This window comes from Kribbella alba (genome assembly GCF_039529635.1).
Lineage (GTDB): Bacteria > Actinomycetota > Actinomycetes > Propionibacteriales > Kribbellaceae > Kribbella > Kribbella alba.
In genome coordinates this window covers 1,476,591-1,500,970 of the sequence record NZ_BAAANE010000004.1, presented here as the reverse complement: position 1 = coordinate 1,500,970, position 24,380 = coordinate 1,476,591, and the positions used below count along the sequence as shown (strand labels likewise).

21 protein-coding genes are annotated in these 24,380 nt (G+C 68.4%); 17 read left to right on the top strand and 4 right to left on the bottom strand.

The genetic code is table 11. The annotated features are described in order from the left end of the window. Positions 1-62: 62 nt before the first annotated feature. Together ABD210_RS13985 and ABD210_RS13980 are read right to left on the bottom strand one after the other, a co-directional pair. Positions 63-821 (bottom strand): IclR family transcriptional regulator, encoded by a 759-nt coding sequence (locus ABD210_RS13985; RefSeq protein ID WP_344111673.1) that lies wholly within the window; start codon positions 819-821, stop codon positions 63-65. A gap of 103 nt (positions 822-924) precedes the next feature. Next, positions 925-1,821, bottom strand: a complete 897-nt coding sequence (locus ABD210_RS13980) for a GNAT family N-acetyltransferase (protein WP_344111672.1) — start codon at positions 1,819-1,821, stop codon at positions 925-927. 273 nt (positions 1,822-2,094) lie between these two features. Here ABD210_RS13980 and hutH point away from each other — a divergent pair, with 273 nt between their 5' ends. The 9 genes from hutH (at position 2,095) to hutI (ending at position 12,513) form a co-directional block, all read left to right on the top strand. After that, the gene (hutH, locus tag ABD210_RS13975) at positions 2,095-3,639 is read left to right on the top strand and encodes a histidine ammonia-lyase (protein ID WP_344111671.1); all 1,545 of its coding nucleotides are present in this window, start codon (positions 2,095-2,097) and stop codon (positions 3,637-3,639) included. Positions 3,640-3,668: 29 nt separating this feature from the next. Continuing rightward, the gene (gene hutU / locus ABD210_RS13970; RefSeq protein WP_344111670.1) at positions 3,669-5,324 is read left to right on the top strand and encodes a urocanate hydratase; all 1,656 of its coding nucleotides are present in this window, start codon (positions 3,669-3,671) and stop codon (positions 5,322-5,324) included. A gap of 138 nt (positions 5,325-5,462) precedes the next feature. Further along, complete coding sequence (locus tag ABD210_RS13965; protein ID WP_344111669.1) at positions 5,463-6,461, top strand: ABC transporter ATP-binding protein; 999 nt, start codon at positions 5,463-5,465, stop codon at positions 6,459-6,461. After that, entirely contained in the window at positions 6,458-7,117 is a 660-nt protein-coding gene (locus tag ABD210_RS13960; RefSeq protein ID WP_344111667.1) for an ABC transporter permease, read from the top strand. Before ABD210_RS13965 ends, ABD210_RS13960 begins: the two co-directional genes overlap by 4 nt. Continuing rightward, complete coding sequence (locus ABD210_RS13955) at positions 7,114-7,827, top strand: ABC transporter permease (protein ID WP_344111666.1); 714 nt, start codon at positions 7,114-7,116, stop codon at positions 7,825-7,827. Before ABD210_RS13960 ends, ABD210_RS13955 begins: the two co-directional genes overlap by 4 nt. 21 nt (positions 7,828-7,848) lie before the next feature. Continuing rightward, complete coding sequence (locus ABD210_RS13950) at positions 7,849-8,787, top strand: ABC transporter substrate-binding protein (protein ID WP_344111664.1); 939 nt, start codon at positions 7,849-7,851, stop codon at positions 8,785-8,787. Between the two features lie 2 nt (positions 8,788-8,789). Next, positions 8,790-10,043, top strand: coding sequence for an allantoate amidohydrolase (locus ABD210_RS13945; RefSeq protein ID WP_344111663.1), 1,254 nt, complete (start codon positions 8,790-8,792; stop codon positions 10,041-10,043). Continuing rightward, the gene (locus ABD210_RS13940) at positions 10,040-11,353 is read left to right on the top strand and encodes a formimidoylglutamate deiminase (protein WP_344111662.1); all 1,314 of its coding nucleotides are present in this window, start codon (positions 10,040-10,042) and stop codon (positions 11,351-11,353) included. Before ABD210_RS13945 ends, ABD210_RS13940 begins: the two co-directional genes overlap by 4 nt. Beyond that, positions 11,350-12,513 (top strand): imidazolonepropionase, encoded by a 1,164-nt coding sequence (gene hutI, locus ABD210_RS13935; RefSeq protein ID WP_344111661.1) that lies wholly within the window; start codon positions 11,350-11,352, stop codon positions 12,511-12,513. The genes ABD210_RS13940 and hutI overlap by 4 nt, the downstream gene beginning before the upstream one ends. A 62-nt stretch (positions 12,514-12,575) precedes the next feature. Here the strand turns inward: hutI and ABD210_RS13930 are convergent, their stop codons facing one another. Beyond that, positions 12,576-13,451 (bottom strand): DUF559 domain-containing protein, encoded by an 876-nt coding sequence (locus ABD210_RS13930; RefSeq protein WP_344111660.1) that lies wholly within the window; start codon positions 13,449-13,451, stop codon positions 12,576-12,578. Between the two features lie 178 nt (positions 13,452-13,629). Between ABD210_RS13930 and ABD210_RS13925 the strand changes: the two genes are divergently transcribed. Together ABD210_RS13925 and ABD210_RS13920 are read left to right on the top strand one after the other, a co-directional pair. Beyond that, positions 13,630-14,646 (top strand): sialidase family protein, encoded by a 1,017-nt coding sequence (locus tag ABD210_RS13925; protein WP_344111659.1) that lies wholly within the window; start codon positions 13,630-13,632, stop codon positions 14,644-14,646. Positions 14,647-14,692: 46 nt separating this feature from the next. Next, entirely contained in the window at positions 14,693-15,259 is a 567-nt protein-coding gene (locus ABD210_RS13920) for a phosphoribosyltransferase family protein (protein WP_344111658.1), read from the top strand. A gap of 73 nt (positions 15,260-15,332) precedes the next feature. On the opposite strand, the gene ABD210_RS13915 is transcribed toward ABD210_RS13920, so the two are convergent. Next, the gene (locus tag ABD210_RS13915; protein WP_344111657.1) at positions 15,333-15,803 is read right to left on the bottom strand and encodes a GNAT family N-acetyltransferase; all 471 of its coding nucleotides are present in this window, start codon (positions 15,801-15,803) and stop codon (positions 15,333-15,335) included. A 284-nt stretch (positions 15,804-16,087) separates the two neighbouring features. Between ABD210_RS13915 and dnaK the strand changes: the two genes are divergently transcribed. The 6 genes from dnaK (at position 16,088) to clpB (ending at position 24,372) form a co-directional block, all read left to right on the top strand. Further along, complete coding sequence (gene dnaK, locus ABD210_RS13910) at positions 16,088-17,974, top strand: molecular chaperone DnaK (protein ID WP_344112057.1); 1,887 nt, start codon at positions 16,088-16,090, stop codon at positions 17,972-17,974. Further along, positions 17,971-18,675: a nucleotide exchange factor GrpE gene (gene grpE, locus ABD210_RS13905; RefSeq protein ID WP_344111655.1), complete on the top strand. Its 705-nt coding sequence runs from the start codon at positions 17,971-17,973 to the stop codon at positions 18,673-18,675. Before dnaK ends, grpE begins: the two co-directional genes overlap by 4 nt. A 29-nt stretch (positions 18,676-18,704) precedes the next feature. Beyond that, positions 18,705-19,874, top strand: coding sequence for a molecular chaperone DnaJ (dnaJ, locus tag ABD210_RS13900; RefSeq protein ID WP_344111654.1), 1,170 nt, complete (start codon positions 18,705-18,707; stop codon positions 19,872-19,874). Then, a complete protein-coding gene (locus tag ABD210_RS13895; protein ID WP_344111653.1) occupies positions 19,874-20,329 on the top strand; it encodes a heat shock protein transcriptional repressor HspR in 456 nt (151 codons plus the stop codon). The genes dnaJ and ABD210_RS13895 overlap by 1 nt, the downstream gene beginning before the upstream one ends. 389 nt (positions 20,330-20,718) lie before the next feature. Further along, positions 20,719-21,255: a GNAT family N-acetyltransferase gene (locus ABD210_RS13890; RefSeq protein ID WP_344111652.1), complete on the top strand. Its 537-nt coding sequence runs from the start codon at positions 20,719-20,721 to the stop codon at positions 21,253-21,255. A 522-nt stretch (positions 21,256-21,777) separates the two neighbouring features. Continuing rightward, the gene (gene clpB, locus ABD210_RS13885; RefSeq protein WP_344111651.1) at positions 21,778-24,372 is read left to right on the top strand and encodes an ATP-dependent chaperone ClpB; all 2,595 of its coding nucleotides are present in this window, start codon (positions 21,778-21,780) and stop codon (positions 24,370-24,372) included. Positions 24,373-24,380 lie beyond the last annotated feature (8 nt).

Genomic DNA, 24,380 nt, shown 5'->3' with positions numbered 1-24,380 from the left:
AAGCCGGGTCGGGCACGCGTGCCAGGACCCCCACTAGGTAGGTGTACTAGGTAGGTCTAGCACTACCCGTGCAGGCGGCGGGTCAGGGCGTCGGCGGCTTGTTTGGTGCGACGGGCGAGAGTCGCGCGGGCGGGGGGAGGGACCGCGTCGGCGCGGAAGGTGACGCTGATGGCTGCGACCGGGTGACCGGTGTGATCGACGGCGGCGCTTGCGACCGAGGCGAAGCCCGGGGTGATGTGCGAGTCCTCGATGGCATAACCCTGGCGTCGCTCGTCGGCGAGGATCCGGCGTAGCTGGCTGAGCGTTTGCGGGCCCTCGTCAGTACGGCGTACGAAACTGTCCGGGGTCGGGAACAACGCGCGCACCTGCGCGGGCGGTAGTGCGGCCAGCAGGGCGCGGCCTGATGCGGTCAACGTGGCTGGAAGGCGTACACCGACGTCCGTGACCAGAGTGACCGGTCGGGGCGGCTGTTCCTTCAGCAGGTAGACGAGTTCACGGCCGTGCAGTACGCCGAGGTGCGCGGTCTGGCCGACCTCCGCCACAAGCTGGGCGAGCAGCGGACGGGCCAGCCGCTCGAGCGGATCGTGGCGCAGATAAGCCGAACCGATCTCGAACGCTGCGACGCCGAGCCCGTACCGCTTCTCCTCCGGCAGGTGCACGACGAAGCCCTCGCCGATCATTGCCTTGAGCAAGTGATAGGTGGACGAGCGCGGCAGGCCGACCGCGGAGGCGATGCGCTCCATCGGTACCGGACCGGGCTGGGTGGCCAGGAACGTCAGCACCCGCAGAGTGCGGGTCGAGGCGGGAACGTTGCCGCTCACAACAGTGAGGGTAGCGGCCCTGTCTCAGATTTCGGACGATTGACCCCTTGCAGGGGCATGTCTCCTGATCTCCTGTGCGCTGCGCGGCATGACGCGGGTCACCTCAGAGCGCCTTCACGGCAGTCCAGGCGGCTGCCGTGGGCCGGTAGCCGAGCCAGCGGTTCACCGCGAGCATCGGCTGGTTGTCGGCGTCGTTCCCCGTGAACGCCTGGGTGAACCCGGCATCCCGGCTCCTCGCCAGCGCGACGGACTTGACCACCTTTGCCAGCCCGCGCCCCCGGTACGCCGGAACGGTGCCGGTGAGGTTCGACCAGATCACCCTGCGCTCCGGATCGGCCGTGGTGGTCACGAACGACACCACCTGGTCGCCGTCCAGAACAGCGATGCTCAGGTCCCGCCGCAGGTCCGGGTGGTTCCAGTCCGTCGCGAACCAATCGTCGTACGCCGGTGCGTGCGACAGGCCGCTGGGATCTCCATCGGCGACAGCCACCGTGGCCTCCCAGAGCTTGCGCGGATCGGCCGACTCGTAGTCGATCAACTGAAGGTCGTCCGGAACGGCGGCCGGCTCAGGTACTCGCGCAAGGTCGGCGCAGGCATGGCTCATCGGCCGGTCGATGGTGAATCCCCGCTTGGCGGCGAACCTCTTGGAGGCTTCGTCATCGGAGACCACGATCAGCAGACTCCGTGCGCCCACTTCTTCGGCCTTGGCGGAGATCGCCTCCGCGAGGGCGCTGCCGATCCCGCGGTTCCGGTCTGCGGGAGGCACCTGCACGGTGATCCGGGCGCGGGGTGCCTCGGCCCCCGGCGCCGGGAGATAGACGTTGCCGTAGCCGACGACGGAATCCCCCTCGACCGCGATCAGAACCACCCGGGAGCGGCCCGCCCTGAGTTCCGCCTCGACCCCCTTGGCCGTCTTCACCAACTGCGGCATCGCGGCCGCCCAGACCGCGGCGGTTCCCACCGCATCGGCCGGCCCCGCCGCCCGGATCTCGAACCCCATACCTGAACCCTAGGTCCGCCCAGGGTCGCCGATCACCGGCGGTCACGCCCGCCCCACCGCGGTGAATCTCCTAGGCGCCCCCCGCCCTCCGCCGAGTGTGCGCACTCTGCCACCGACTGGACGGACCGTGCCGCCGGTAAGCCCTTGCCGACGGCACGATGCGCACACTCGGAAGGAACCTTCGCGCCTTGCGGAGGCGACGTGTCTCGGGTTTGAGACAGGAAGTGGGTGGCGATGGTGTCGGTGTTGGGATCGGCGGGGTGCAATGGGCGGGTGGAGACAGCACAGGTAGTCGTTGGGGTCGGGCCGTTGAGTCCGCAGGACGTCGTCGCGGTGGCGCGGTGCCGGGCGTCGGTGCGGATCGACGACCAGGCCCTCGAGGAGATCGCGAAGTCCCGGGTGGCGATCGAGGCGCTCGCGCAGGCGGATACCCCGCACTACGGGGTGTCGACCGGGTTCGGGGCGTTGGCCACGCGGCATATCGCGCCGGAGTTGCGGGCGCAGTTGCAGCGCAGCCTGGTGCGGTCGCACGCGGCCGGGTCCGGGCCGGAGGTCGAGACCGAGGTCGTTCGGGCGTTGGCGCTCCTCCGACTGTCCACGCTGGCTACCGGCCGCACGGGAGTGAAGGTCGAGACAGCCCGGGCGTACGCCGGGTTGCTGAACGCGCAGCTGACTCCGGTCGTGCATGAGTACGGGAGTCTCGGCTGTTCCGGCGACCTGGCTCCGCTGTCCCACGTCGCGCTGGCTGTGATGGGGGAGGGCAAGGTCCGTGACGCCGACGGCAACCTCCTCGACGCCGGCGAGGCGCTCGCGGCCCACGGCTTGGCGCCGGTCGTGCTGGCCGAGAAGGAGGGTCTCGCACTGATCAACGGCACCGACGGCATGCTCGGCATGCTGGTGCTCGCCCTCGCCGACCTGGATCGCCTGCTCAAGACCGCGGACATCGCCGCGGCCATGAGCGTGGAGGGGCAGCTCGGGACAGATCGCGTATTTGCCGAGGACCTGCAGGCGCTCCGCCCGCACCCGGGCCAGGGATCAGCCGCGGCCAACCTGCGCGCAGTACTGGCTGACAGCGGGATCGTCGCGAGTCACCGGGGGCCCGACTGCAACCGAGTTCAGGATGCCTATTCACTGAGGTGTTCGCCGCAGGTGCACGGTGCCGCGCGGGACACCTGCACTCATGCCGCGACCGTCGCGGGCTACGAGTTGGCTGCTGCGATCGACAACCCGGTCGTCCTTGCGGACGGACGCGTCGAGTCGAACGGCAACTTCCACGGTGCGCCCGTCGGTTATGTGCTGGACTTCCTCGCCATCGCCGTGGCGGATGTGGCCAGCATCAGCGAGCGTCGGACGGATCGGTTCCTGGATGTCGCGCGCAACCATGGGCTGAACGCCTTCCTTGCGGACGATCCCGGCGTCGACTCCGGGCACATGATCGCGCAGTACACGCAGGCCGCGATCGTGTCCGAGCTGAAGCGGCTCGCTGTACCGGCCAGCGTCGACTCCATCCCGAGCAGCGCGATGCAGGAGGACCACGTCTCGATGGGTTGGTCCGCGGCGCGCAAGCTCCGCCGCTCGATTGACGGCCTGCAAACGGTTCTGGCCGTCGAGATCCTGACTGCCGCGCGGGCGTTGGACCTGCGCGCGCCGCTCGAGCCCTCGCCCGCCACGGCCGCGGTACGGGCGGTCCTGCGGGAACACGTCGAAGGGCCGGGCACCGACCGGCACCTCGCGCCCGAGATCGAGCACTCCGTCCGGCTTGTTGCTGACGGCACCTACTTGTCCGCTGTCGAGGCCGTCACCGGCCCGCTGTTCTGAGCTCGCTGTCCAGAAAGGCTGGATCACACATGTCCGGACCACGTCCCGTTCGCGCCCCTCGGGGCACCACCCTCACCGCCCGTGGCTGGCAGCAGGAGGCCGCGCTGCGGATGCTGCAGAACAACCTCGACCCCGAGGTGGCCGAGCACCCTGACGAGCTCGTCGTGTACGGCGGGTCGGGCAAGGCGGCTCGCGACTGGAACTCGTTCGACGCGATGGTGAGGACCCTGACCACGTTGAAGGACGACGAGACGATGCTGGTGCAGTCCGGCAAGCCGGTCGGGGTGATGCAGACGCACGAGTGGGCGCCGCGGGTGCTGATCGCGAACTCGAACCTGGTCGGCGACTGGGCCACCTGGGAGGAGTTCCGCAAGCTCGAGGCGATGGGATTGACGATGTACGGCCAGATGACGGCCGGGTCGTGGATCTACATCGGCACGCAGGGGATCCTGCAGGGCACCTACGAAACGTTCGCGGCTGTCGCGGCGAAGAAGTTCAACGGCACGCTGGCCGGAACGATCACGCTGACCGCCGGACTCGGCGGCATGGGTGGGGCGCAGCCGCTGGCGGTGACCATGAACGACGGCGTGGCGATCTGCATCGACGTGGACGAGTCGCGGATCCAGCGGCGGATCGAGCACAGGTACCTCGATATGCGGGCGTCCTCGGTGGACGACGCGCTGCGCCTGGCCGAGGAGGCGAAGGCGGCCCGCAAGCCCCTGTCCATCGGTGTCCTGGGCAACGCCGCCGAGATCGTGCCGGACCTGTTGGAGCGGGGCGCGCCGATCGACATCGTCACCGACCAGACCTCCGCGCACGACCCGTTGATGTACCTGCCGGTGGGCGTGGACTTCGACGACTGGACCACCGCACGGGAGAAGGACCCCGCCGGATTCACCGAGCGGGCGCAGGAGTCGATGGCGCGGCACGTCGAGGCGATGGTGGGATTCCAGGACGCCGGAGCAGAGGTGTTCGACTACGGGAACTCCATCCGCGACGAGGCCCGCAAGGCGGGTTACACCCGGGCGTTCGAGTTCCCCGGCTTCGTCCCGGCGTACATCCGGCCGTTGTTCTGTGAGGGAAAGGGCCCGTTCCGGTGGGTCGCGCTGTCCGGCAACCCGGCGGACATTCACAAGACGGACCAGGCCGTCCTCGATCTCTTTCCGGACAACGAGCACCTGACCCGGTGGATCAAGCTGGCCGGTGAGCGGGTCGCGTTCCAGGGGCTGCCGGCAAGGATCTGCTGGCTCGGCCAGGGCGAACGCGACAAGGCCGGCGTGCGATTCAACGACATGGTCGCGTCGGGTGAACTCGACGCGCCGATCGTGATCGGACGCGACCACCTGGACACCGGCAGCGTCGCCTCGCCGTACCGGGAGACCGAGGGGATGCTGGACGGCTCGGACGCGATCGCGGACTGGCCGCTGCTGAACGCGATGGTCAACGTGTCCAGTGGTGCTTCGTGGGTGTCGATCCACCACGGCGGTGGCGTCGGGATGGGCCGGTCGATCCACGCCGGCCAGGTGTCCGTTGCCGATGGCACCGAGTTGGCCCGGCGGAAGCTGGAGCGAGTGCTGACCAACGATCCGGCGATGGGCGTGATCCGGCACGTGGACGCCGGCTACGAACGAGCAGAAGAAGTAGCGGCCGAACGAGGTGTCAGGATCCCGATGCAGGAGTCCTGACTGCGGAGTGCGACCGTGGCAATCCCTAGCGCTAAGGTGCACTTTCCCGATGAATGAGATTCGAGCTGACCATGTGGAACTCGGCTCTGGTTCACCTAGGATCGTTCGGGCGATCTCCGACGAGCGCGAAGGGGCGCCATGATCGAGTTCGAAGACGTCACCAAGCGGTATCCGGACGGCACCGTCGCCGTCGACAAGCTCTCGCTGCGGATCCCGAGCAACGAGATCACTGTGTTCGTCGGGCCCTCGGGCTGCGGCAAGACGACCTCGCTGCGGATGATCAACCGAACCATCGAGCGCACCAGCGGCCGGATCTCGATCGATGGCGAGGACATCAACGCCGGTGATCCGGTCACCCTGCGGCGCGGTATCGGTTACGTGATCCAGCATGCCGGGCTGTTCCCGCACAAGACCGTGGTCGACAATGTCGCCACCGTGCCGAAGCTGCTGGGCTGGGACAAGAAGAAGACCCGCGCGACGGCGATGGAGCTGCTCGAGCGGGTCGGTCTCGACGTCAAGCTCGCCGAGCGATACCCGGCTCAGCTGTCTGGTGGCCAGCAGCAACGAGTCGGCGTGGCTCGCGCGTTGGCAGCGGATCCCAAGATCATGCTGATGGACGAGCCGTTCAGCGCGGTCGATCCGATCGTGCGGCACCAACTGCAGGAGGAACTGCTCCGGCTGCAGCGCGACATCGGAAAGACGATCGTCTTCGTCACCCACGACATCGACGAGGCGATCAAGCTCGGTGACAATGTCGCCGTACTCCGCGTCGGTGGCACGCTCGCCCAGTTCGCACCGCCGGCCGAGCTGCTCGCCCACCCCGACGACGACTTCGTCGAAAGCTTCGTCGGTCAGGACCGCGGCTACCGCGCCCTGACGTTCCTCAAGCCGGACGACCTGTCGCTGGCCCCGCTGCCGCCCGAGTTGTCGGTCGGCGACGACGGCCGCCCGCTGGGGTGGAAGAGCAACGGCGAGCTGCTGCCGCTGGGAGCCGTCTTCCAACGGGGCGACTCGTTGCGCGCGACGATGGACTCGGTGCTGACCTCGCCGGTCGGCCAGGGGGTCTGCGTGGACGAGGCAGGCAAGGCGATCGGCGTGATCGACTACATCACGCTGGCCGAGGTGCTTCGGCCGTGACCTGGATCGGTGACAACACCGGCCTGATCTGGACCCAGCTGGGGCAGCACCTCTACCTGTCGCTGATCCCGATGGTGCTGGGGCTGCTGATCTCCGTGCCGCTCGGCTACGTCGCGACCAGGTTCGGCTGGCTGGCGAACCCGCTGGTCGCACTCGGCGGCGTGCTGTACTCGCTGCCGTCCATCGCGCTGTTCATCGTGCTGCCGGCGATCATCGGCACCCAGGTGCTGTCCCAGGCCAACATCATCATCGCGCTGACCATCTACGCGGTCTCACTGCTGATCCGGAACGTGATCGACGGTTTGCGCTCCGTGCCCGAGGAAGTGCTCCAGGCCGCTGTGTCGGTGGGCTATGGCACCCTGCGAAGGGTGGTGACCATCGACCTGCCGATCGCCATCCCGGTGATCTTCACCGGGCTGCGCGTCGTCACGGTCGCGAACATCTCGATGGTGAGCGTCGGCGCGATCATCGGGATCGGCGGCCTTGGCCAGCTGTTCACGCTGGGCTTCCAGCAGGACTTCCTGACCCCGATCGTGGTCGGGGTGGTGCTGTCCCTCGCGCTGGCGCTGCTCGCCGACATCCTGCTGGTCGGACTCCAACGGCTGCTGACCCCCTGGGCGCGGGCCCAGACCCCTGTGAAGGAGGCCCTCCGATGATCCAGGGACTTCTCGACTTCATCACCGACCCGGCCAACTGGTCGGGCGCGGAGGGAATCACCAACCGGATCGTGCAGCACCTCGGCTACACGTTCCTCTCGCTGCTCATCGCCGCCGTGATCGCGTTCCCGATCGGCCTGCTGATCGGTCACACCCGGCGTGGTGCGTTTCTGGCGATCAACACCGTGAACGCGTGGCGCGCTCTGCCGACGCTCGGTCTGCTCACCCTGATCGTGTTGCTGATCGGGATCGGCGTGGTGCCGGTGATCATCGCCCTGGTGGTGCTCGGCATCCCGCCGATCCTCGCCTCGACGTATGCCGGAGTCTCCGGCGTCGACCCGGCCACCGTCGATGCCGCCCGGGGGATGGGCATGACCGGCCGCGAGATCCTCACCAAGGTGGAGATCCCGATCGCGTTGCCGTTGATCATCTCCGGACTCCGCAGCGCCACCCTGCAGATCGTCTCCACCGCCACCGTCGCGGCGTACGTCGCACTCGGCGGGCTGGGGCGGTACGTGATCGATGGGCTCAGCCTGCGGGACTTCCCGCAGATGCTGACCGGCGCCGTGCTGGTCGCAGTGCTGGCGATCCTGCTCGATCTCATCTTCGCCGCGATCGGGCGGTATGCCGTGTCTGCCGGGCTCACCGGCCGGCTGCGAGGCAAGAGTGACACCAAGACTTCAACTGCTCCGGCACCGGCCGGAGTGTAGTAACGGACCCTGGAGGATCCCGTGTTCAGAAGAACCTTCATCGGCAGCGCCATCGCCGCGACAGCCGCTTTCGCGCTTGCAGCCTGCGGGGGTGGAGGCGACGACCCGCTCGGCGGCGGCAGCAGTGACGCCGGCGGCGGTTCCGCACCCGCCAAGGTCGACTCGCTGACCGTTGGCTCGGCGAACTTTGCCGAGAGCCAACTGCTCGCGGAGATCTACGCCCAGGCGCTCGAGGCCAAGGGCATCAAGGTGAACCGCAAACTCAACATCGGCGCCCGCGAGCTCTACATGGCGGCGATCCAGGACAAGTCTGTCGACCTGCTGCCCGAGTACACCGGGGCCACCCTGGTCTACTTCAAGAAGGACGCCACCGAGAACGAGGCGGAGGCCGTCTACAAGGCGCTCCCGGGCGTACTGCCGAAGGGACTCGAGGTGCTCGACAAGTCCCCGGCCGCGGACGAGGACGCCATCGTGGTGACGCCGGAGACCGCGGCCAAGTACTCGCTGAAGTCGATCGGCGACCTGAAGGCGGTCAGCAAGAACCTGGTCGCCGGCGGCGGCCCCGAGTTCAAGACGCGGACCGCCGGCCTGGCCGGCATGAAGGACAAGTACGGCGTCGAGTTCAAGGAGTTCAAGACGCTGGACGCGGGTGGTCCGCTGAGCCTGAAGGCGCTGAAGGACAACACCATCCAGGTGACCCAGTTCTTCACCACCCAGTCGGTGATCAAGGACAACAAGCTGGTCGTGCTGGAGGATCCCGAGCACATCCACCTGCCGAACAACGTCGTTCCCTTGATCCGGACCGACCACAAGAGCCCTGACGTCGCGACCACGCTGAACGCGGTGCAAGCCAAGCTGACCACCGACGGCCTGACCGATCTGGTCAAGCGGATCGAGGTCGGCAAGGAGAGCGCGGACGTAGTCGCGAAGGACTGGCTGTCGAAGAACCCGCTGTCCTGACCTTGACCGAGTCGTTCGAACAGATGTGGGCGGCGCTGGCCGCCATCGGTAAGGACCCCTCGAGCGGGGGGTACCACCGGGGCGGCTGGACGCCGACCGAGCGCGCGGCGACGGACTGGTTCACCGACCAGTGCGCCGCCCGCGGGCTCGCTCTCGAGTCCGACGGCCTCGGCAACCTGGTCGCCTGGTGGTCACCTTCCTCGGTGCCCGCTCCGGCCTCGGGAACTGCGTCGGGCCCGGCTGGGGGCGCGGGCGTACCGAACGTGCCCGGGGTCGTGACGGGGAGCCATCTGGATTCAGTGATCGATGGTGGCGCGTTCGACGGTCCACTCGGGGTGGTGTCCGCGCTGGCGGCCGTGGATCGACTGCGGGCCGAGGGCTTCGAGCCCTCGGTGCCGATCGGCGTCGGCGCTTTCGTGGAGGAGGAGGGCTCGCGGTTCGGGATGCCTTGTCTCGGATCGCGGGTCGCTACCGGCGTCCTGTCCGCCGAGAAGGCCCTGGCTCTGCAGGATCGGGCTGGAGTGCCGTTGAGCACGGCATTGTCCGAGCTGGGCATCGATCCGGCCGCCGTCGGCCCGTCGCCGTTGTTGGACCGGATGGCGACCTTTGTGGAACTGCATGTGGAGCAAGGTCGTGCCTTGACCGCTCCAGTCGGTGTGGCGAGCTCGATCTGGCCGCACGGGCGGTTCCGGTTCACCTTCTCCGGTGAGGCGAACCACGCCGGCACCACGTTGATGGAGGACCGGCACGACCCGATGCTGACGTATGCGATGACGGCCCTCGCGGCGAACAAGCAAGCCCGCCTCGCCGGCGCGCGAGCCACCTTCGGCCGCCTGTCGGTCGAGCCGAACGGGACGAACGCCGTGCCGTCGCAGGTGACTGCCTGGCTGGACGCCCGGGCGGCTTCCGACGACGTACTGCGGTCGTTGCTCGCAGCAATCACTCGGCAGGCGGCGGAGCGAGCGGAACGGGACAGGACCACCGTCGACGTGGTGGCGGAATCCGTCTCGCCGGTCGTGGATTTCCAGCCGGGCCTGCGGGACCGGCTGGTCGGCGTACTGGAGGGGGCTCCGGTGTTGCCGACCGGCGCCGGGCATGACGCCGGGGTGTTATCGGATGCGGGGATCCCGACGGCGATGTTGTTCGTGCGGAATCCCACCGGTGTCTCGCACTCGCCCGCGGAGTACGCGGAGCAGGACGACTGCCTGGCCGGGGTCGACGCGCTGGCCGCAGTACTGAAGGATCTCGCGCGGTGACCACGTATTGGTGTGAGCAGGCGCTGTTGCCGTCCGGGCTGGCATCGAGTGTTCTCGTCACGGTCGCGGACGGGCGGTTCACCTCCGTCGAGGTCGGGACGCCCGCCGGCGATGCGGTGCGGCTGAACGGGTTGGTCCTGCCAGGGTTGGCGAACTGCCACAGCCATGCGTTCCACCGCGCGCTCCGCGGGCGGACGCAGACCGAGCGCGGAACGTTCTGGACCTGGCGAGAGCAGATGTACGCCGTGGCTTCGGTGCTCACCCCGGACAGCTACTACCAACTCGCGCGGGCGGTGTACGGCGAGATGGTGCTCAGCGGGATCACAGCGGTCGGGGAGTTCCACTACCTCCACCACGGCCCAGGCGGCAGCCGGTACGACGACCCGAACGCGATGGGGAAGGCGTTGATCGCGGCCGCGCGAGACGCCGGGCTGCGGATCGCGTTGCTCGACACGTCTTATGTCGCTGGTGGTATCGACCAGCCTTTGAACGGGGTGCAGCAGCGGTTCAGCGACGGTGATGCCTCCGGCTGGGCCGCCCGCGTGCTGGACCTGAGCGGTGGGGATGACGTGGTGATCGGGGCAGCGGCGCACTCGGTGCGAGGCGTACCGCGGGACCAGCTCGCCACGGTGGCCTCCGCGTTGCCGCACGCGCCGCTGCACATCCACCTGTCGGAGCAGGTCGCGGAGAATACGGCCAGCCTCGAGGCGTACGGGCGGACTCCCACGCAGGTGCTCGACGAGGCGGGATTCCTCGGCCCGCGGACCAGCGCAGTGCACGCGACCCACCTGACACCGGTGGATGTCGGTCTGCTCGGGAACTCAGCGACCTACTCGTGTTTCTGCCCGACGACCGAGCGGGACCTGGCGGACGGGATCGGGCCGTCGGTGCTGCTCCGGGACGCCGGTTCCGCGCTGACTCTGGGGTCCGACAGTCACGCGGTGATCGACCTGTTCGAGGAGATGCGGGCTGTCGAGCTGGACGAGCGGCTCTTCTCGCAGGAACGCGGCCACTGGTCTGCGCCGGAGTTGGTCGCCGCAGCCACCGTCAACGGTCATCACTCGCTCGGCTTCGAAGACGCCGGGGTGATCTCGGTCGGCTCGCGGGCAGATCTGGTCGCCGTACGGGTGGACAGCGTTCGCACCGCAGGCACGGGCGCTTCGCTCGAGACTGCCGTCTTCGCCGCCACCGCAGCTGATGTGGTGGATGTGGTTGCCGGAGGCGTGCAGTTGGTGGCTGGAGGCAATCACTTGAAGCTCGACGTGGCAGCGGAGTTGGCTGCCTCGATCTCCGTGGTGGCCGCCGGATGACCTCGCTGCTGCTGACCGGGATCGGGTCGTTGGTGACGAACGATCCGGCGCATGGTGGTCTACTGGGGGAGTTGCGGGACGCGGCGATCGTGATCGAGGGGTCGCGGTTCGCCTGGGTCGGGTCGCGGCGGGAGGCGCCGGCCGCGGACGGTTCGCTCGATCTCGGCGATCGGGCAGTGATTCCCGGGTTCGTGGATTCGCACTCGCACCTGGTGTTCGCGGGCGATCGGGCGGAGGAGTTCGCCGCGCGGATGACCGGGGAGCCTTACAGCGCAGGCGGAATCCGGACCACCGTCGCGGCGACACGCGAGGCCTCCGACGACCAGCTGACGGCGAACGTGGCCCGACTCGTGACGGAGATGCGTCGCCAGGGGACCACTACGGTCGAGATCAAGTCGGGCTACGGGCTGACGGCCGTGGACGAGTCGCGTGCCTTGGCGATCGCGGCGAACTTCACCGACGAGACCACCTATCTCGGGGCTCACGTCGTACCGCCCGAGTTTGCGGACGACCCGGCTGGCTACGTGGCGTTGGTGACCGGGGCGATGCTGGATGTGGCAGCGCCGCATGCGAAGTGGATCGACGTGTTCGTCGAGCGGGGTGCGTTCGACGCGGACCAGGCCCGGGCGATCCTGCAGGCCGGTGCTGCGAAGGGCCTCGGGCTGCGAGTCCACGCGAACCAGCTCGGCGAAGGTCCCGGCGTACAGCTTGCTTGCGAGCTTGGAGCCGCGGCGGCCGACCACTGCACCCACCTGTCGGATGCCGATGTGGATGCACTGGCCTCGACCGGGGTGGTTGCCGGGCTGCTGCCGGCAGTGGAGTTCTCCACGCGCTCCCCCTATCCGGACGCGCGCCGCCTGATCGGCGCCGGCGTCACGGTGGCGCTGGCGAGCGACTGCAACCCCGGATCCTGCTACTCCTCGTCGATGCCGCTCTGCATCGCCCTCGCAGTACGGGAGATGCACATGACCCCCGCAGAGGCCCTCTGGTCCGCCACTGCCGGCGGCGCCGCCTCCCTTCGACGCGACGACCTCGGCCGAATCACCCCCGGCTCCCAAGCCGATCTAGCTGTCCTGGACGCCCCTTCCTACCTCCACCTCCCCTACCGCCCCGGCGTCCCCCTGGTGGCGCGAACCTTCGTAGCCGGCCGGCCGGTGTAGGGCCGGACCTCCAACACTCACTAACCCGCATCCCAGCTCAGGACTCACGCTCACGCGAGCGGTCAGGCGGCCCGAAGCAGCCGCTTGGTGAGTGTTGGAAGTCCGGTCGCCTCCCTCACCGACGCCGCCACCCAGTCCGGGTCATACATGATGTCCTCCCAGCTGAAGCGCAACACTGTCCAGCCGCGGATGCTGAGGTTGACGTGTCGTCGGCAGTCCTTGACCAGCGCCTGGCGGGTGCCGTGGTGTTCGAAGCCCTCTGCCTCCAGTCCGATGCGCAGACCCCAATGTCCGAGATCCAGCCGTGCTGAGAACTCGGCGTCCCGGACGGCGACCTGTGGAACGAAGCCGTCGATTCCGGCCTCCAGCAGGATGGCTCGCAGAGCGGATTCCAGCACTGATTCGGCTCGTCCGTCTGCCAGGCCGACCACCTGCTGAATCCGGCGCCGGTGTGGTCCTCGGAGCTTCCTGGCCGCAGTGAACAGATCATCCTGATCGACGATTCCCTGGTGCAACGCTGAGTCGGTCACTGCGAGTGCTTCTGGGAGCGGAAGGACCCGGATGCAGTCGAGGAGGGTCTGGATCGGCGTGGTCACGTCGCCGTCGACGGATGCCTCGGTCCAGTGCAGGATGCACGGCTGACCCGTTCGTCGGCGGACCTTCCCGGGCGGCAAGGTGACATGGGGCAGCGGAGGTGGCGTGATCACCTTCATCCCCCAGTGCAGCGCCGCGCTGGTATGGGAAACCACCCCGCCCTGGCTGCGGGCCACCGTCAGGGCAGACGGTGACTCGGGCAGCGCGTAGACACCCTTCGCCACCCGGTGGATCGTCCCCGTAGCGAGCGCCTTCCGGATGGTTCGCGCCGAGACCAGGGCGCGGAGTTCGCCGAAGGATGCGCTCCCGCCGCGCCGCCCGAGCACCTCGAGTACATCCGCCATGTCTGTCCCCATCGTCACGGACTCGAGCCGATCGCCGCGGGGCTTGTCCACAGGGGCGGACCGCCAACACTCACCAACCCGGCGATGAGCAGCTCCGGCCGCGTGAGCTGAGCGGCAGGTCTGCCGGCCGGGCGTGGTTGGTGAGTGTTGGCGGTCCGCCCCTCGATACCTTGGCCGTATGGCTCGTATATCCGTCGCCCGGTCCATCCAGGGGCAGCTCCCGTATTTTCCGAGTGCCGTCAGGGTGCGGGATGGGCGGGTGCTGGTGGTGTGGCGGGAAGGGCTGGGGCATGTGCGGAGTGTCGGACGGATCGTGCTGGCCGAGAGTCTTGACGGGGTGAGCTGGTCGGAGCCGCGGGTGGTGGTGGACGGGCTGTACGACGACCGGGATCCGATGCTGGTGGAGCTCGAGAACGGGGAACTCCTGCTGAGCTGGTTCCAGATCGACTGGTCGGTTCGGCCGTACGTCTGTCCGGGTGTGCTCGTGTCGCGGTCGGCCGACGGTGGTACGACGTGGGGTGAGCCGGTGCTGGTCGGGTCGCGGATGGTGCAGGAGACCGAGGAGGTCTGGCACTCTTTCAGGTCGGGGCACATCGTCGCGCACGGGCAGATCCTGGAGCTGCCTGGAGGTGATCTGCTCGCGCCCGTGTACGGGGTGTTCCCGGGCGATACGTGTCACTCGGCGAGCGTGGTCAGGTCCACGGACGGCGGGCGTACCTGGCCCGCCGAGAACGAGGTCATGCTGGGGCAGGCCGGAGACCGGGAGTACGTCGAGCCGGTCCTGACGTTGCTGCCGGACGGACAGGTGGTGGCGTTGCTGCGGACCGATGACGAAGCGGAGCTCACCAGGTCCGACGACAACGGCATGACCTGGTCGCCGCCCGAGCTGTCAGGCCTGCATGCGTTCTCGGCGGACACGCTGACCTTGTCCGACGGCGCCGTACTGGTTGCCTATGGCGACATTTCCAAGCGGTTCAACGCGGGCCGGCCGACGGTGGCGACGATCGTGAAGGATCCCGGCGGGCGGTGGGACCAGGATCCGCTGCGCGTCGTCATCGATACCGGCCAGGACACGTTCGACCAGTCGAACCCGGCCGTCGTCGAACTGCCCGGCGATCGGCTGCTGATCATCAGCTACGACATCTTCACCCGGGAGATCGTCGGCGAGCTGCTTCCCCGCGCCGCCCTCGCCTGAAGAAATTGCGGTGCGCCCGGGCGGGGAGCCCGTCACGCTTGGTGGTATGTCCAGCGTGGCGGTGCGGCGGGTCGACGGGGAGTTCCGCCGGCGGCTGACGGCTGCCTTCAGCTGGCAGACCGATCGCGGCGTGTCGAGCAGCTACGCGGACGTCACCGGCTGGTGGCGCGACCCGGACCTGATCCGTGAACTGGGCCCCGCGTTGGTCGGCCTGTACGCCGAGGCGCCGACGGTGGTTCTCGGTCCGGTATCCCGCGGCGCCCTCGTCGGAGCCCTGACGGCTGCTTCGCTGGGGGTCGGGTTCGTGGAGGTCCGCAAGGACGACGGGCAGGCGATCGACAGCGATCGCTGGGTGAAGCGAACCACCGGGCCGGACTACCAGGATCGGCACCTCGTGTTCGGCTTCCGCCGCGAGCTGATCAAAGCGGGTGATCGCGTCCTGATGGTCGACGACTGGGCCGACACGGGCGCGACCGCCCGAGTGGTCCGCGAGCTGGTGGACGCCTGCGGCGCGCACTGGATCGGCGCCGCCTGCATCGTCGACGCGCTCACCGACACCCGGCTGCGCCACGAGCTCCCCCTGCGCGCCCTCCTCGACGTACGGGCTCTCTGATCTGCTCTGCGTCCGAAGAAGCGAGGGGCTGGCCCAACGGTTCTTCGGACGCAAGGAGATTGTGAACGGGGAGTCAGTCAGCGAGTTCCTTGGACAGCATGGCGCTGGTGGTGCCGTCGGGGCGGTGGATCTTGCCGACCTCGACGAAGTCGCGGGCGGCGTGGAAGGCGAGGGAGGCTATGTCGGGGGGATCGGACTGGACCCGGCAGACGAGTCGGTCGAAGGGCTTGGCCGAGCGTTCCACCGCTCGGTACACCAGCGAGGCGATCCCCTGACGGCGGTACTTCTCGGCGACCACGATCCGGTCGAGGTGGAGGAACCGGTCGGCATAGGTTTCGGCGAACCACTGGAAGTCGAGGCTGTCGTGGGCGGAGCCGGGGGCGAAGGTGAGGACGAAGGCGGCGACCTCGCCCTCGGTCTCCACCACAGCGGCGTGGGCGGCGATCAGGCGGAGCCAGTCCAGCCGATCGGGGCCCAGCGGGTCCGTCTGCTCGACCGCGGCTGCGTTCAGCGCGAGCACGGCCGGCTCGTCGGCAGAAGTCATGGGGCGGAGTTTCACGAGGCCACCATCCCACGCGCGGTGCCTTCCGCGGCAGGGGTCTGACCAGGGCGTGACCTGAGGATTCCCGGAAAAGTGGACCCCGGAGTTGGGAATGACCCCGGGGTGCGGCAATGTTGAGCCAGGTGAACTCAAGTCTGCACTTCCAGGCGGTTCCGGGCGGTTGCGGGCGGTTCCAGGCGGTTGCTGGAGTCAGGCCCGATTTGAATCCGGGCCCCGGGGGCGGCAGCATTGAGTCTGCATCACTCAACTTCGTGGAGGTAACGCACATGGCCCGCGCGGTCGGTATCGATCTCGGTACGACGAACTCCGTCATCGCCGTACTGGAAGGTGGCGAACCCACCGTCATCCCCAACGCCGAGGGAGCGCGTACGACGCCCTCGGTCGTGGCCTTCGCCAAGAACGGCGAGGTCCTGGTCGGCGAGGTGGCCAAGCGCCAGGCCACCACGAACGTCGACCGGACGATCCGCTCCGTCAAGCGTCACATGGGCGAGAGCTGGAACGTCTCCATCGACGGCAAGAAGTTCACCGCGCAGCAGATCAGCGCATTCGTGCTGCAGAAGCTGAAGCGGGACGCCGAGGCGTACCTCGGGGAGCAGGTCACGGACGCGGTCATCACCGTGCCGGCCTACTTCTCCGACGCGCAGCGCCAGGCGACCAAGGAGGCCGGCGAGATCGCCGGTCTGAACGTTCACCGGATCGTCAACGAGCCCACCGCGGCTGCGCTGGCGTACGGGCTGGACAAGGGCACCGAGCAGACCATCCTGGTCTTCGACCTCGGTGGCGGCACCTTCGACGTCTCGCTGCTGGAGATCGGCGACGGCGTCTTCGAGGTGAAGGCCACCAGCGGTGACAACCACCTCGGTGGCGACGACTGGGACCAGCGGATCGTCCAGTGGCTGGTGACTCAGTTCAAGAACAAGAACGGCACGGACCTGTCCGGCGACAAGATGGCCATGCAGCGTCTGCAGGAGGCGGCCGAGAAGGCGAAGATCGAGTTGTCCAGCGCGGCTGAGACCTCGATCCACCTGCCGTACCTGAGCCTGACCGACTCCGGCCCGCTGCACCTGGAGGAGAAGCTCTCCCGGGCCGAGTTCCAGAAGCTCACCAACGACCTGCTGGAGCGCGCCCGCGCCCCGTTCAAGGCAGTCATCAAGGACGCCGGCATCGACGTGTCGAAGATCGACCACGTCATCCTCGTCGGTGGTTCGACCCGGATGCCCGCGGTGGCCGAGCTGGTCAAGGAGCTGACCGGTGGCAAGGACCCGAACAAGGGTGTGAACCCTGATGAAGTAGTGGCTGTCGGCGCTTCGCTTCAGGCCGGTGTGCTGAAGGGTGAGGTCAAGGACGTCCTGCTGCTCGATGTGACCCCGCTGAGCCTGGGCATCGAGACCAAGGGCGGCGTGTTCACCAAGATCATCGAGCGCAACACCACGATCCCGACCAAGGGTTCGGAGATCTTCACCACGGCCGAGGACAACCAGCCGTCCGTGATGATCCAGGTCTACCAGGGCGAGCGCGAGATGGCCCGGGACAACAAGTCGCTGGGCAACTTCGAGCTGACCGGCCTGCCGCCGGCGCCGCGGAACGTGCCGCAGATCGAGGTCACCTTCGACATCGACGCGAACGGCATTGTGCACGTGAACGCCAAGGACCTTGCCACCGGCAAGGAGCAGCGGATGACGGTCACGGGTGGCTCCGCGCTGCCGAAGACCGACATCGACAAGATGGTCCGCGACGCCGAGCAGTACGCCGAGGAGGACCGGGTGCGCCGCGAGGCGGTCGAGTCCCGCAACCAGGCCGAGGGCCTCGTCTACCAGACCGAGAAGTTCCTGCAGGAGAACGAGGACAAGATCCCCGACGACGTCAAGACCGAGGTCAACGACGGCGTGGCCGAGCTGAAGAAGGCGCTCGAGGGTGAGGACGCCGACGCGATCAAGACCGCGTCGGAGAAGCTCGCCCAGTCCAGCCAGAAGATGGGCGCAGCGATGTACGCGAACGCCCAGGCCGCGGGTGGCAGCAGCTCCGGCGAGGGCAGCACCGACGGTGCGTCCGAGTCGAGCAGCGACGACGACGTGGTCGACGCCGAGATCGTGGACGAGGACCGTCCGCAGGACAGCCAGAGTGGGACCGATAAGGCTGAGGACACCAAGTGACCGATCGTCCCACCGACCCAGGTAGCGAGTTCGGCGACGGCGAGCCCGTCGTCCGGGACAAGCGCCGGATCGACCCGGAGACCGGCAACCTGCGAGAGCCTTCGCACGCTCCCGCGGGTGGCGCCGCGCCAGGCACGCCCGGTACGCCGGGCGCCCAGCCGCCGCGCGAGCCGTCCGACCTGATCGGGCCGTCGGCCCAGGAGGCCCTGTTGACCGAAGCGCTGGCGGAGCGTACTGCGGACCTGCAGCGGTTGCAGGCGGAGTACGTGAACTACAAGCGCCGGGTGGACCGGGATCGCGAGGCCAACCGCGAGGTCGTCATCGGCTCGGTGCTGACCGAGCTGCTGCAGACACTGGACGACATCGGGCGGGCCCGCGAAGCGGGTGAGCTCGAGGGCGCGTTCAAGGCGGTTGCCGAGACGGTCGAGCGGGTCACCGAGAAGCTGGGCCTGGTCAAGTACGGCGAGGTCGGCGATGCCTTCGACCCGCGGATCCACGAGGCGCTGCTGCACAACTATTCCGACGAGGTGGACGGGCCGACCGCGACGCTGGTGATGCAACCGGGCTACCGCCTGGGCGATCGGATCCTGCGGCCGGCCCGGGTGGCCGTCTCGGAGCCGACCGAGCAGTTGCCGGCGGACAACACTCCCGGCGAGGCTGCCGGCGCTGAGACCGGCGACAGTGAAAAGCCCGCTGAGTAAGCGAACCCCTGCGAGGAGGTGAGGCGTCGATGAGTACGAAAGACTGGTTGGAGAAGGACTTCTACAAGGTTCTCGGCGTCTCCAAGACGGCTGAGGCCGCCGAGATCAAGAAGGCCTACCGCAAGCTGGCGCGCAAGTACCACCCGGACTCCAACGCCGGGGACGCGTCCGCGGAGGCCAAGTTCAAGGAGGTCTCCGAGGCGTACGACGTCGTCGGGGACGCCAAGAAGCGCAAGGAGTACGACGAGGCGCGTCGGCTGTTCGGCAGCGGCGGTTTCCGGATGCCGACCGGCAGCGCCGGCGGCGGGCAGGGGTTCGGCTTCGACGTCGGCGACATCTTCAACCGATCGGGCTCGACCGGTGGCGGTGGTCTCGGCGACATCCTGGGCGGCATGTTCGGCGGTGGCGGCCGGTCCACGACCACCACCTCGACGGCCCGTCCACGCCGCGGTGCCGACATCGAGACCGAGGCGACGATCGAGTTCGCCGAGGCCGTCAACGGTGTCACCGTCGGGCTCCGGATGACCAGCGACGAGCCTTGCAAGACCTGCCGCGGCACAGGCGCGAAGTACGGGACTGTGCCGAAGGTCTGTCTCAAGTGCGAGGGCACCGGGATGCAGACCTCAGTCCAGGGTGGTGTCTTCGCGATGACGGAGCCCTGCACCGAGTGCAAGGGTCGCGGTCTGGTCGTGGACCAGCCTTGTGAGACCTGCCACGGCTCCGGTCGCGGCCAGTCGAGCAAGACCATGCAGGTCCGCATCCCCGCGGGTGTGCAGGACAACCAGCGGATCCGGCTGAAGGGCAAGGGCGCCGCGGGTGAGCGGGGTGGGCCTGCGGGCGACCTCTACGTCAGCGTGCACGTGAAGTCGCACCGGATCTTCGGGCGGCAGGGCGAGCACCTGACGCTGAGCGTCCCGGTCAGCTTCACCGAGGCCGCGCTGGGCGCCGAGATCAAGGTTCCAACGCTCGACGGCCTGCCCGTCACGGTCCGGATCCCGGCCGGTACTGCGAACGGCAGCAAGCTGCGCGTTCGGGGCAAGGGATCGGTCCGGCGGGACGGCACCAAGGGTGACCTGCTCCTCACCATCGAGGTGCAGGTGCCGCACCAGCTGACCGACGAGCAACGCACCAAGCTGCAGGAGTTCTCGACGTCAGCGGGCCAGCCTGATCTGCGGGCCGGGTTGTTCGGGAGTTCGTGATGGGCATCCCGTTCACCAGCGTGCCGACCTGGGACGACCGCACCCCGATCTACGTGATCTCGGTGGCGGCGCAACTGGCCGGCATGCACCCGCAGACCCTGCGGCAGTACGACCGGCTCGGCCTGGTCACGCCCAGCCGGGCATCCGGGCGGGGCCGGCGGTACTCGGCGTACGACGTCGCGAAGCTGAGGTATGTGCAGCACCTGTCGCAGGAGGACGGCGTCAACCTGGCCGGCATCCGGCACGTCCTCGAGCTCCAGTCGGAGGTCGAGGACCTGCGCCGGCGGGTGAACCAGCTGCTCGCCGAGGTGCAGCGCGGTGTCGGAGTGTCGCGGCAGAGCACCAGCAGCCGGGTCTTCTCGGCCGGTCCTGCCGGTGACGTGATCGCGATGGGCCGGCAGCAGACCACCACTCGGTGGATCCGCACCCAGCCCCTCGAACTCGGCCAGCGCTGACCCGCTGCCCCCTAGAACCTCCGGAAGCTCCCAACCCCCAGGGAGTTTCCGGCTCCCCCGGAAGCCCAGTCCCCCAAGGGCTTCCGGGTCCCGGGCCGCTCCCTGTCCCCCCAAGGAGCCCCCGGGCGCCGAAGGCATGACCGCCTTCGGCCCACCGAAGGCGTCACCCCCAGGACGTCTTCGGCCCCGGAGGCGTCCACCCGAGACGTCTTCGGCCCCGGAGGCGTCCCCCCAGACGCCTTCGGACAGCCGGAGGCATCGTCCCCCCGGTGTCTTCGGCCAAGAGCCCCCGGACCCTGGTGGTCCGGGGGCTTCCTGCTGTCCGGAAGCTCCTCCTGCTGTCACCCAACCGCCCGTGCTGCCCCGGTGCCGCGGCCTACGCTTGCTGTGTGACGCTCAAACTGCAGAGTGAACGCCTGGTGATCCGGGACTGGGAAGAAGAAGATGCCGAGGCCGCGCTGGAGATCTATGGCTCGGCCGAGGTCGCCCAATGGTTGTCGCCTGCGATCGAGCGGGTCGGTGATGCCGCGACAATGCGGGTCATCCTCCGCGCGTGGATCGAGGCGCAGCCCAACTTCGTAGTACCGGCGGGGCGCTGGGCCGTTGTCCGCAAGGAGGACAACGAGGTGGTGGGCGGCCTGCTCATCCGGCTACTGCCGCCCTACGAAGAAGACCTCGAGATCGGCTGGCAACTGAAACCCGATGCCTGGGGGTACGGCTATGCCACCGAGGCCAGCCGCACGTTGACGAAGTGGGCCTTCAGGGAGGGCGCGATCGACGAACTGTTCGCCGTCACCCGACCGCACAACAAGCGCGCGATCGCCACCGCGACCCGACTCGGGATGGAGTGGGTCGGCGAGACCGACAAGTACTACGACCTCAAGCTGCAGGTCTACCGGCTCCGCGCCTCTGAGTTCAGAGCCTGATAGTTCACCCCTGACAGCGGTCACGCCCTGTGATCGGAGGCAGTGAGCGCCTCCGGCATGTCTCCGCAGCGCCGGCCCGGCGCCGGATGAGGGTCGTATGAGGAGAGATCGCCGTGGTTCGCCAACCAGCGAAGGGCCTGTGGGTCGATCCGCTGGTCGAGGGCCATCAGCGCAGCGGGTACTGCGCCAGCCGTCCCGGCTCGGTTGGATCCGGCGGTTGCGGCGGGAAGTCGCTGACCAAAACTGTCTCGTCTGTCTGGCCCTCCACCCCTGCGGCGAGCTGTCGTCGCCGACAGTGATCGACGGTGGATCGGCCCTCTGGTTCCGTCCGCGGGGAGGCACGCGACCGCAGCGGACAGGTACAGAAATATGCGGGTTGGGGCCGATGCTTCCAGAGCTTGTCGGAGTCAGGTGGGACCCTGAGTTCTCCCCAGGTTTTGAAGAGTTGAGTGGAATGCGCTCAACTTTGGATAGGTTGTTGGTAGTGACTGTTGTTGGCTGAGCTTGAAAGGCTGGAACCAGATGGACGTTCAGCGGTTGACGACGCTGGCCCGGGAAACCCTGTCGGTCGCGATCCGTCAGACCTCGGCGGCGGGCAACCCGACCGTGGAACCGATTCACCTGTTGTCGGCATTGCTGGCGCAGCCCGAGGGGACCACTGTCGGTCTGCTCGAGGCCGCCGGCGCTGATGTGGACGCCGCGCGGCGCCGGACCGCCGAGCAGCTCGCCCGGCTGCCTAAGGCGAGCGGTGGCAGCGTGCAGGCGCCGAGCCTGTCGCCCAAGACCTCGGACGTGCTGAGCCAGGCGGAGCAGCGTGCCCTCGGGCTCGGGGATGAGTTCGTCTCCACCGAGCACCTGCTGATCTCGCTGGCCACGGTCGAGGGAAGTGCGAAGACCGCGCTGGGCGTCACCGCGGACGCACTACTGCAGGCGTTCGACAAGATGCGTGGCAACCGACGGATCACTTCGCCGGAGGCCGAGGGGACCACGAAGACGCTGGAGAAGTATGGCGTCGACCTGACCGAGCGGGCCCGGGAAGGCAAGCTCGACCCGGTGATCGGCCGGGACTCGGAGATCCGCCGTGTCGTCCAGGTGCTCTCACGCCGGACGAAGAACAACCCGGTGCTGATCGGTGAGCCCGGCGTCGGCAAGACCGCCGTCGTCGAGGGGCTGGCCCAGCGGATCGTGGCCGGCGACGTGCCGGAATCCTTGCGCGGGCGACGGCTGATCAGTCTCGACCTCGGCGCGATGGTCGCCGGCGCGAAGTACCGCGGTGAGTTCGAGGAGCGGCTGAAGGCCGTGCTGACCGAGATCAAGGAGTCCGACGGCCAGATCATCACCTTCATCGACGAGTTGCACACGGTCGTTGGCGCGGGCGCGTCCGGCGAGGGCGCGATGGACGCCGGCAACATGCTGAAGCCGATGCTGGCCAGAGGTGAGCTGCGGATGATCGGCGCCACCACGCTGGACGAGTACAGGACCCGGATCGAGAAGGACCCGGCGCTGGAGCGGCGGTTCCAGCAGGTGTTCGTCGGAGAGCCGAGCGTCGAGGACTCGATCGCGATCCTGCGCGGTCTGAAGGAGCGCTACGAAGCGCACCACAAGGTGGCGATCTCCGACAGCGCGCTGGTGGCGGCCGCGACGCTGTCGAACCGCTACATCACCGGTCGCCAGTTGCCGGACAAGGCGATCGACCTGGTCGACGAGGCTGCGTCCCGGTTGCGGATGGAGATCGACTCCTCCCCGGTTGAGATCGACTCGCTGCGCCGCACGGTCGACCGGCTGAAGATGGAGGAGCTCGCCCTGTCCCGCGAGGACGATGCGTCCAGCCGGGAGCGGCTCGAGCGGCTGCGCGCCGACCTCGCCGACCGCGAGGAGGAGTTGCGCGCGCTCGAAGCCCGGTGGGAGAAGGAGAAGTCCGGCCTGAACCGGGTGGGTGAGATCAAGGAGCGGATCGACGAGCTCCGCGGCCAGGCCGAGCGCGCTCAGCGCGACGGTGACCTGGAGACGGCGGCGCGGATCCTCTACGGCGAACTCCCCGAGCTGACCAAGGAGCTCGAGGCGGCCGCCGCCGAGCCCGAGGTGACGGACGGCCCGGACGCGATGGTCAACGAGGAGGTCGGTCCGACCGAGATCGCGGAGGTGATCGCGATGTGGACCGGGATCCCGACCGGCCGGCTGCTCGAGGGCGAGACCGGCAAACTGCTCCGGATGGAAGACGAGCTCGGCCGCAGGCTCATCGGTCAGCGCGAGGCGGTCAAGGCCGTCAGCGACGCGGTCCGCCGGGCCCGGGCAGGGATCTCCGACCCAGACCGCCCGACGGGGAGCTTTCTGTTCCTCGGCCCGACGGGTGTCGGCAAGACCGAGCTGGCGAAGGCGCTCGCGGACTTCCTCTTCGACGACGAGCGGGCGATGGTCCGGATCGACATGTCGGAGTACGGCGAGAAGCACAGCGTCTCGCGGCTGGTCGGAGCCCCGCCCGGCTACGTCGGCTACGAGGAAGGCGGCCAGCTGACCGAGGCCGTTCGGCGCCGCCCGTACTCGGTGATCCTGCTGGACGAGGTGGAGAAGGCCCACCCGGAGGTGTTCGACATCCTCCTGCAGGTGCTGGACGACGGGCGACTGACCGACGGCCAGGGGCGCACGGTCGACTTCCGCAACGTGATCCTGGTGCTCACCAGCAACCTGGGCTCGGCGTACCTCGCGGACATGTCGATCGACGACAGCGCGAAGCGCGACCAGGTGATGAATGTGGTGCGGCAGGCGTTCAAGCCGGAGTTCATCAACCGGCTGGACGAGATCGTGCTGTTCGACGCGCTCGGCTCCGAGGAGCTGACGAAGATCGTCGGCCTGCAGATCGTGGCGTTGCAGCGGCGGCTGAGCGACCGGCGGATCACGCTGGACGTCGGCGAGGATGCGATGGAGTGGTTGGCGATGACCGGCTACGACCCGGTGTACGGCGCCCGCCCGCTGCGTCGGCTGGTTCAGTCCGCGATCGGCGACGAGCTGGCCCGCGGCCTGCTCTCGGGCGACATCCGCGACGGCGACACCGTGCACGTCCGCCTCAACGAGGCCAAGGACGCTCTCGAGGTCGCGGCCGCACGCGTCCCCGCCTGACGGTTGCC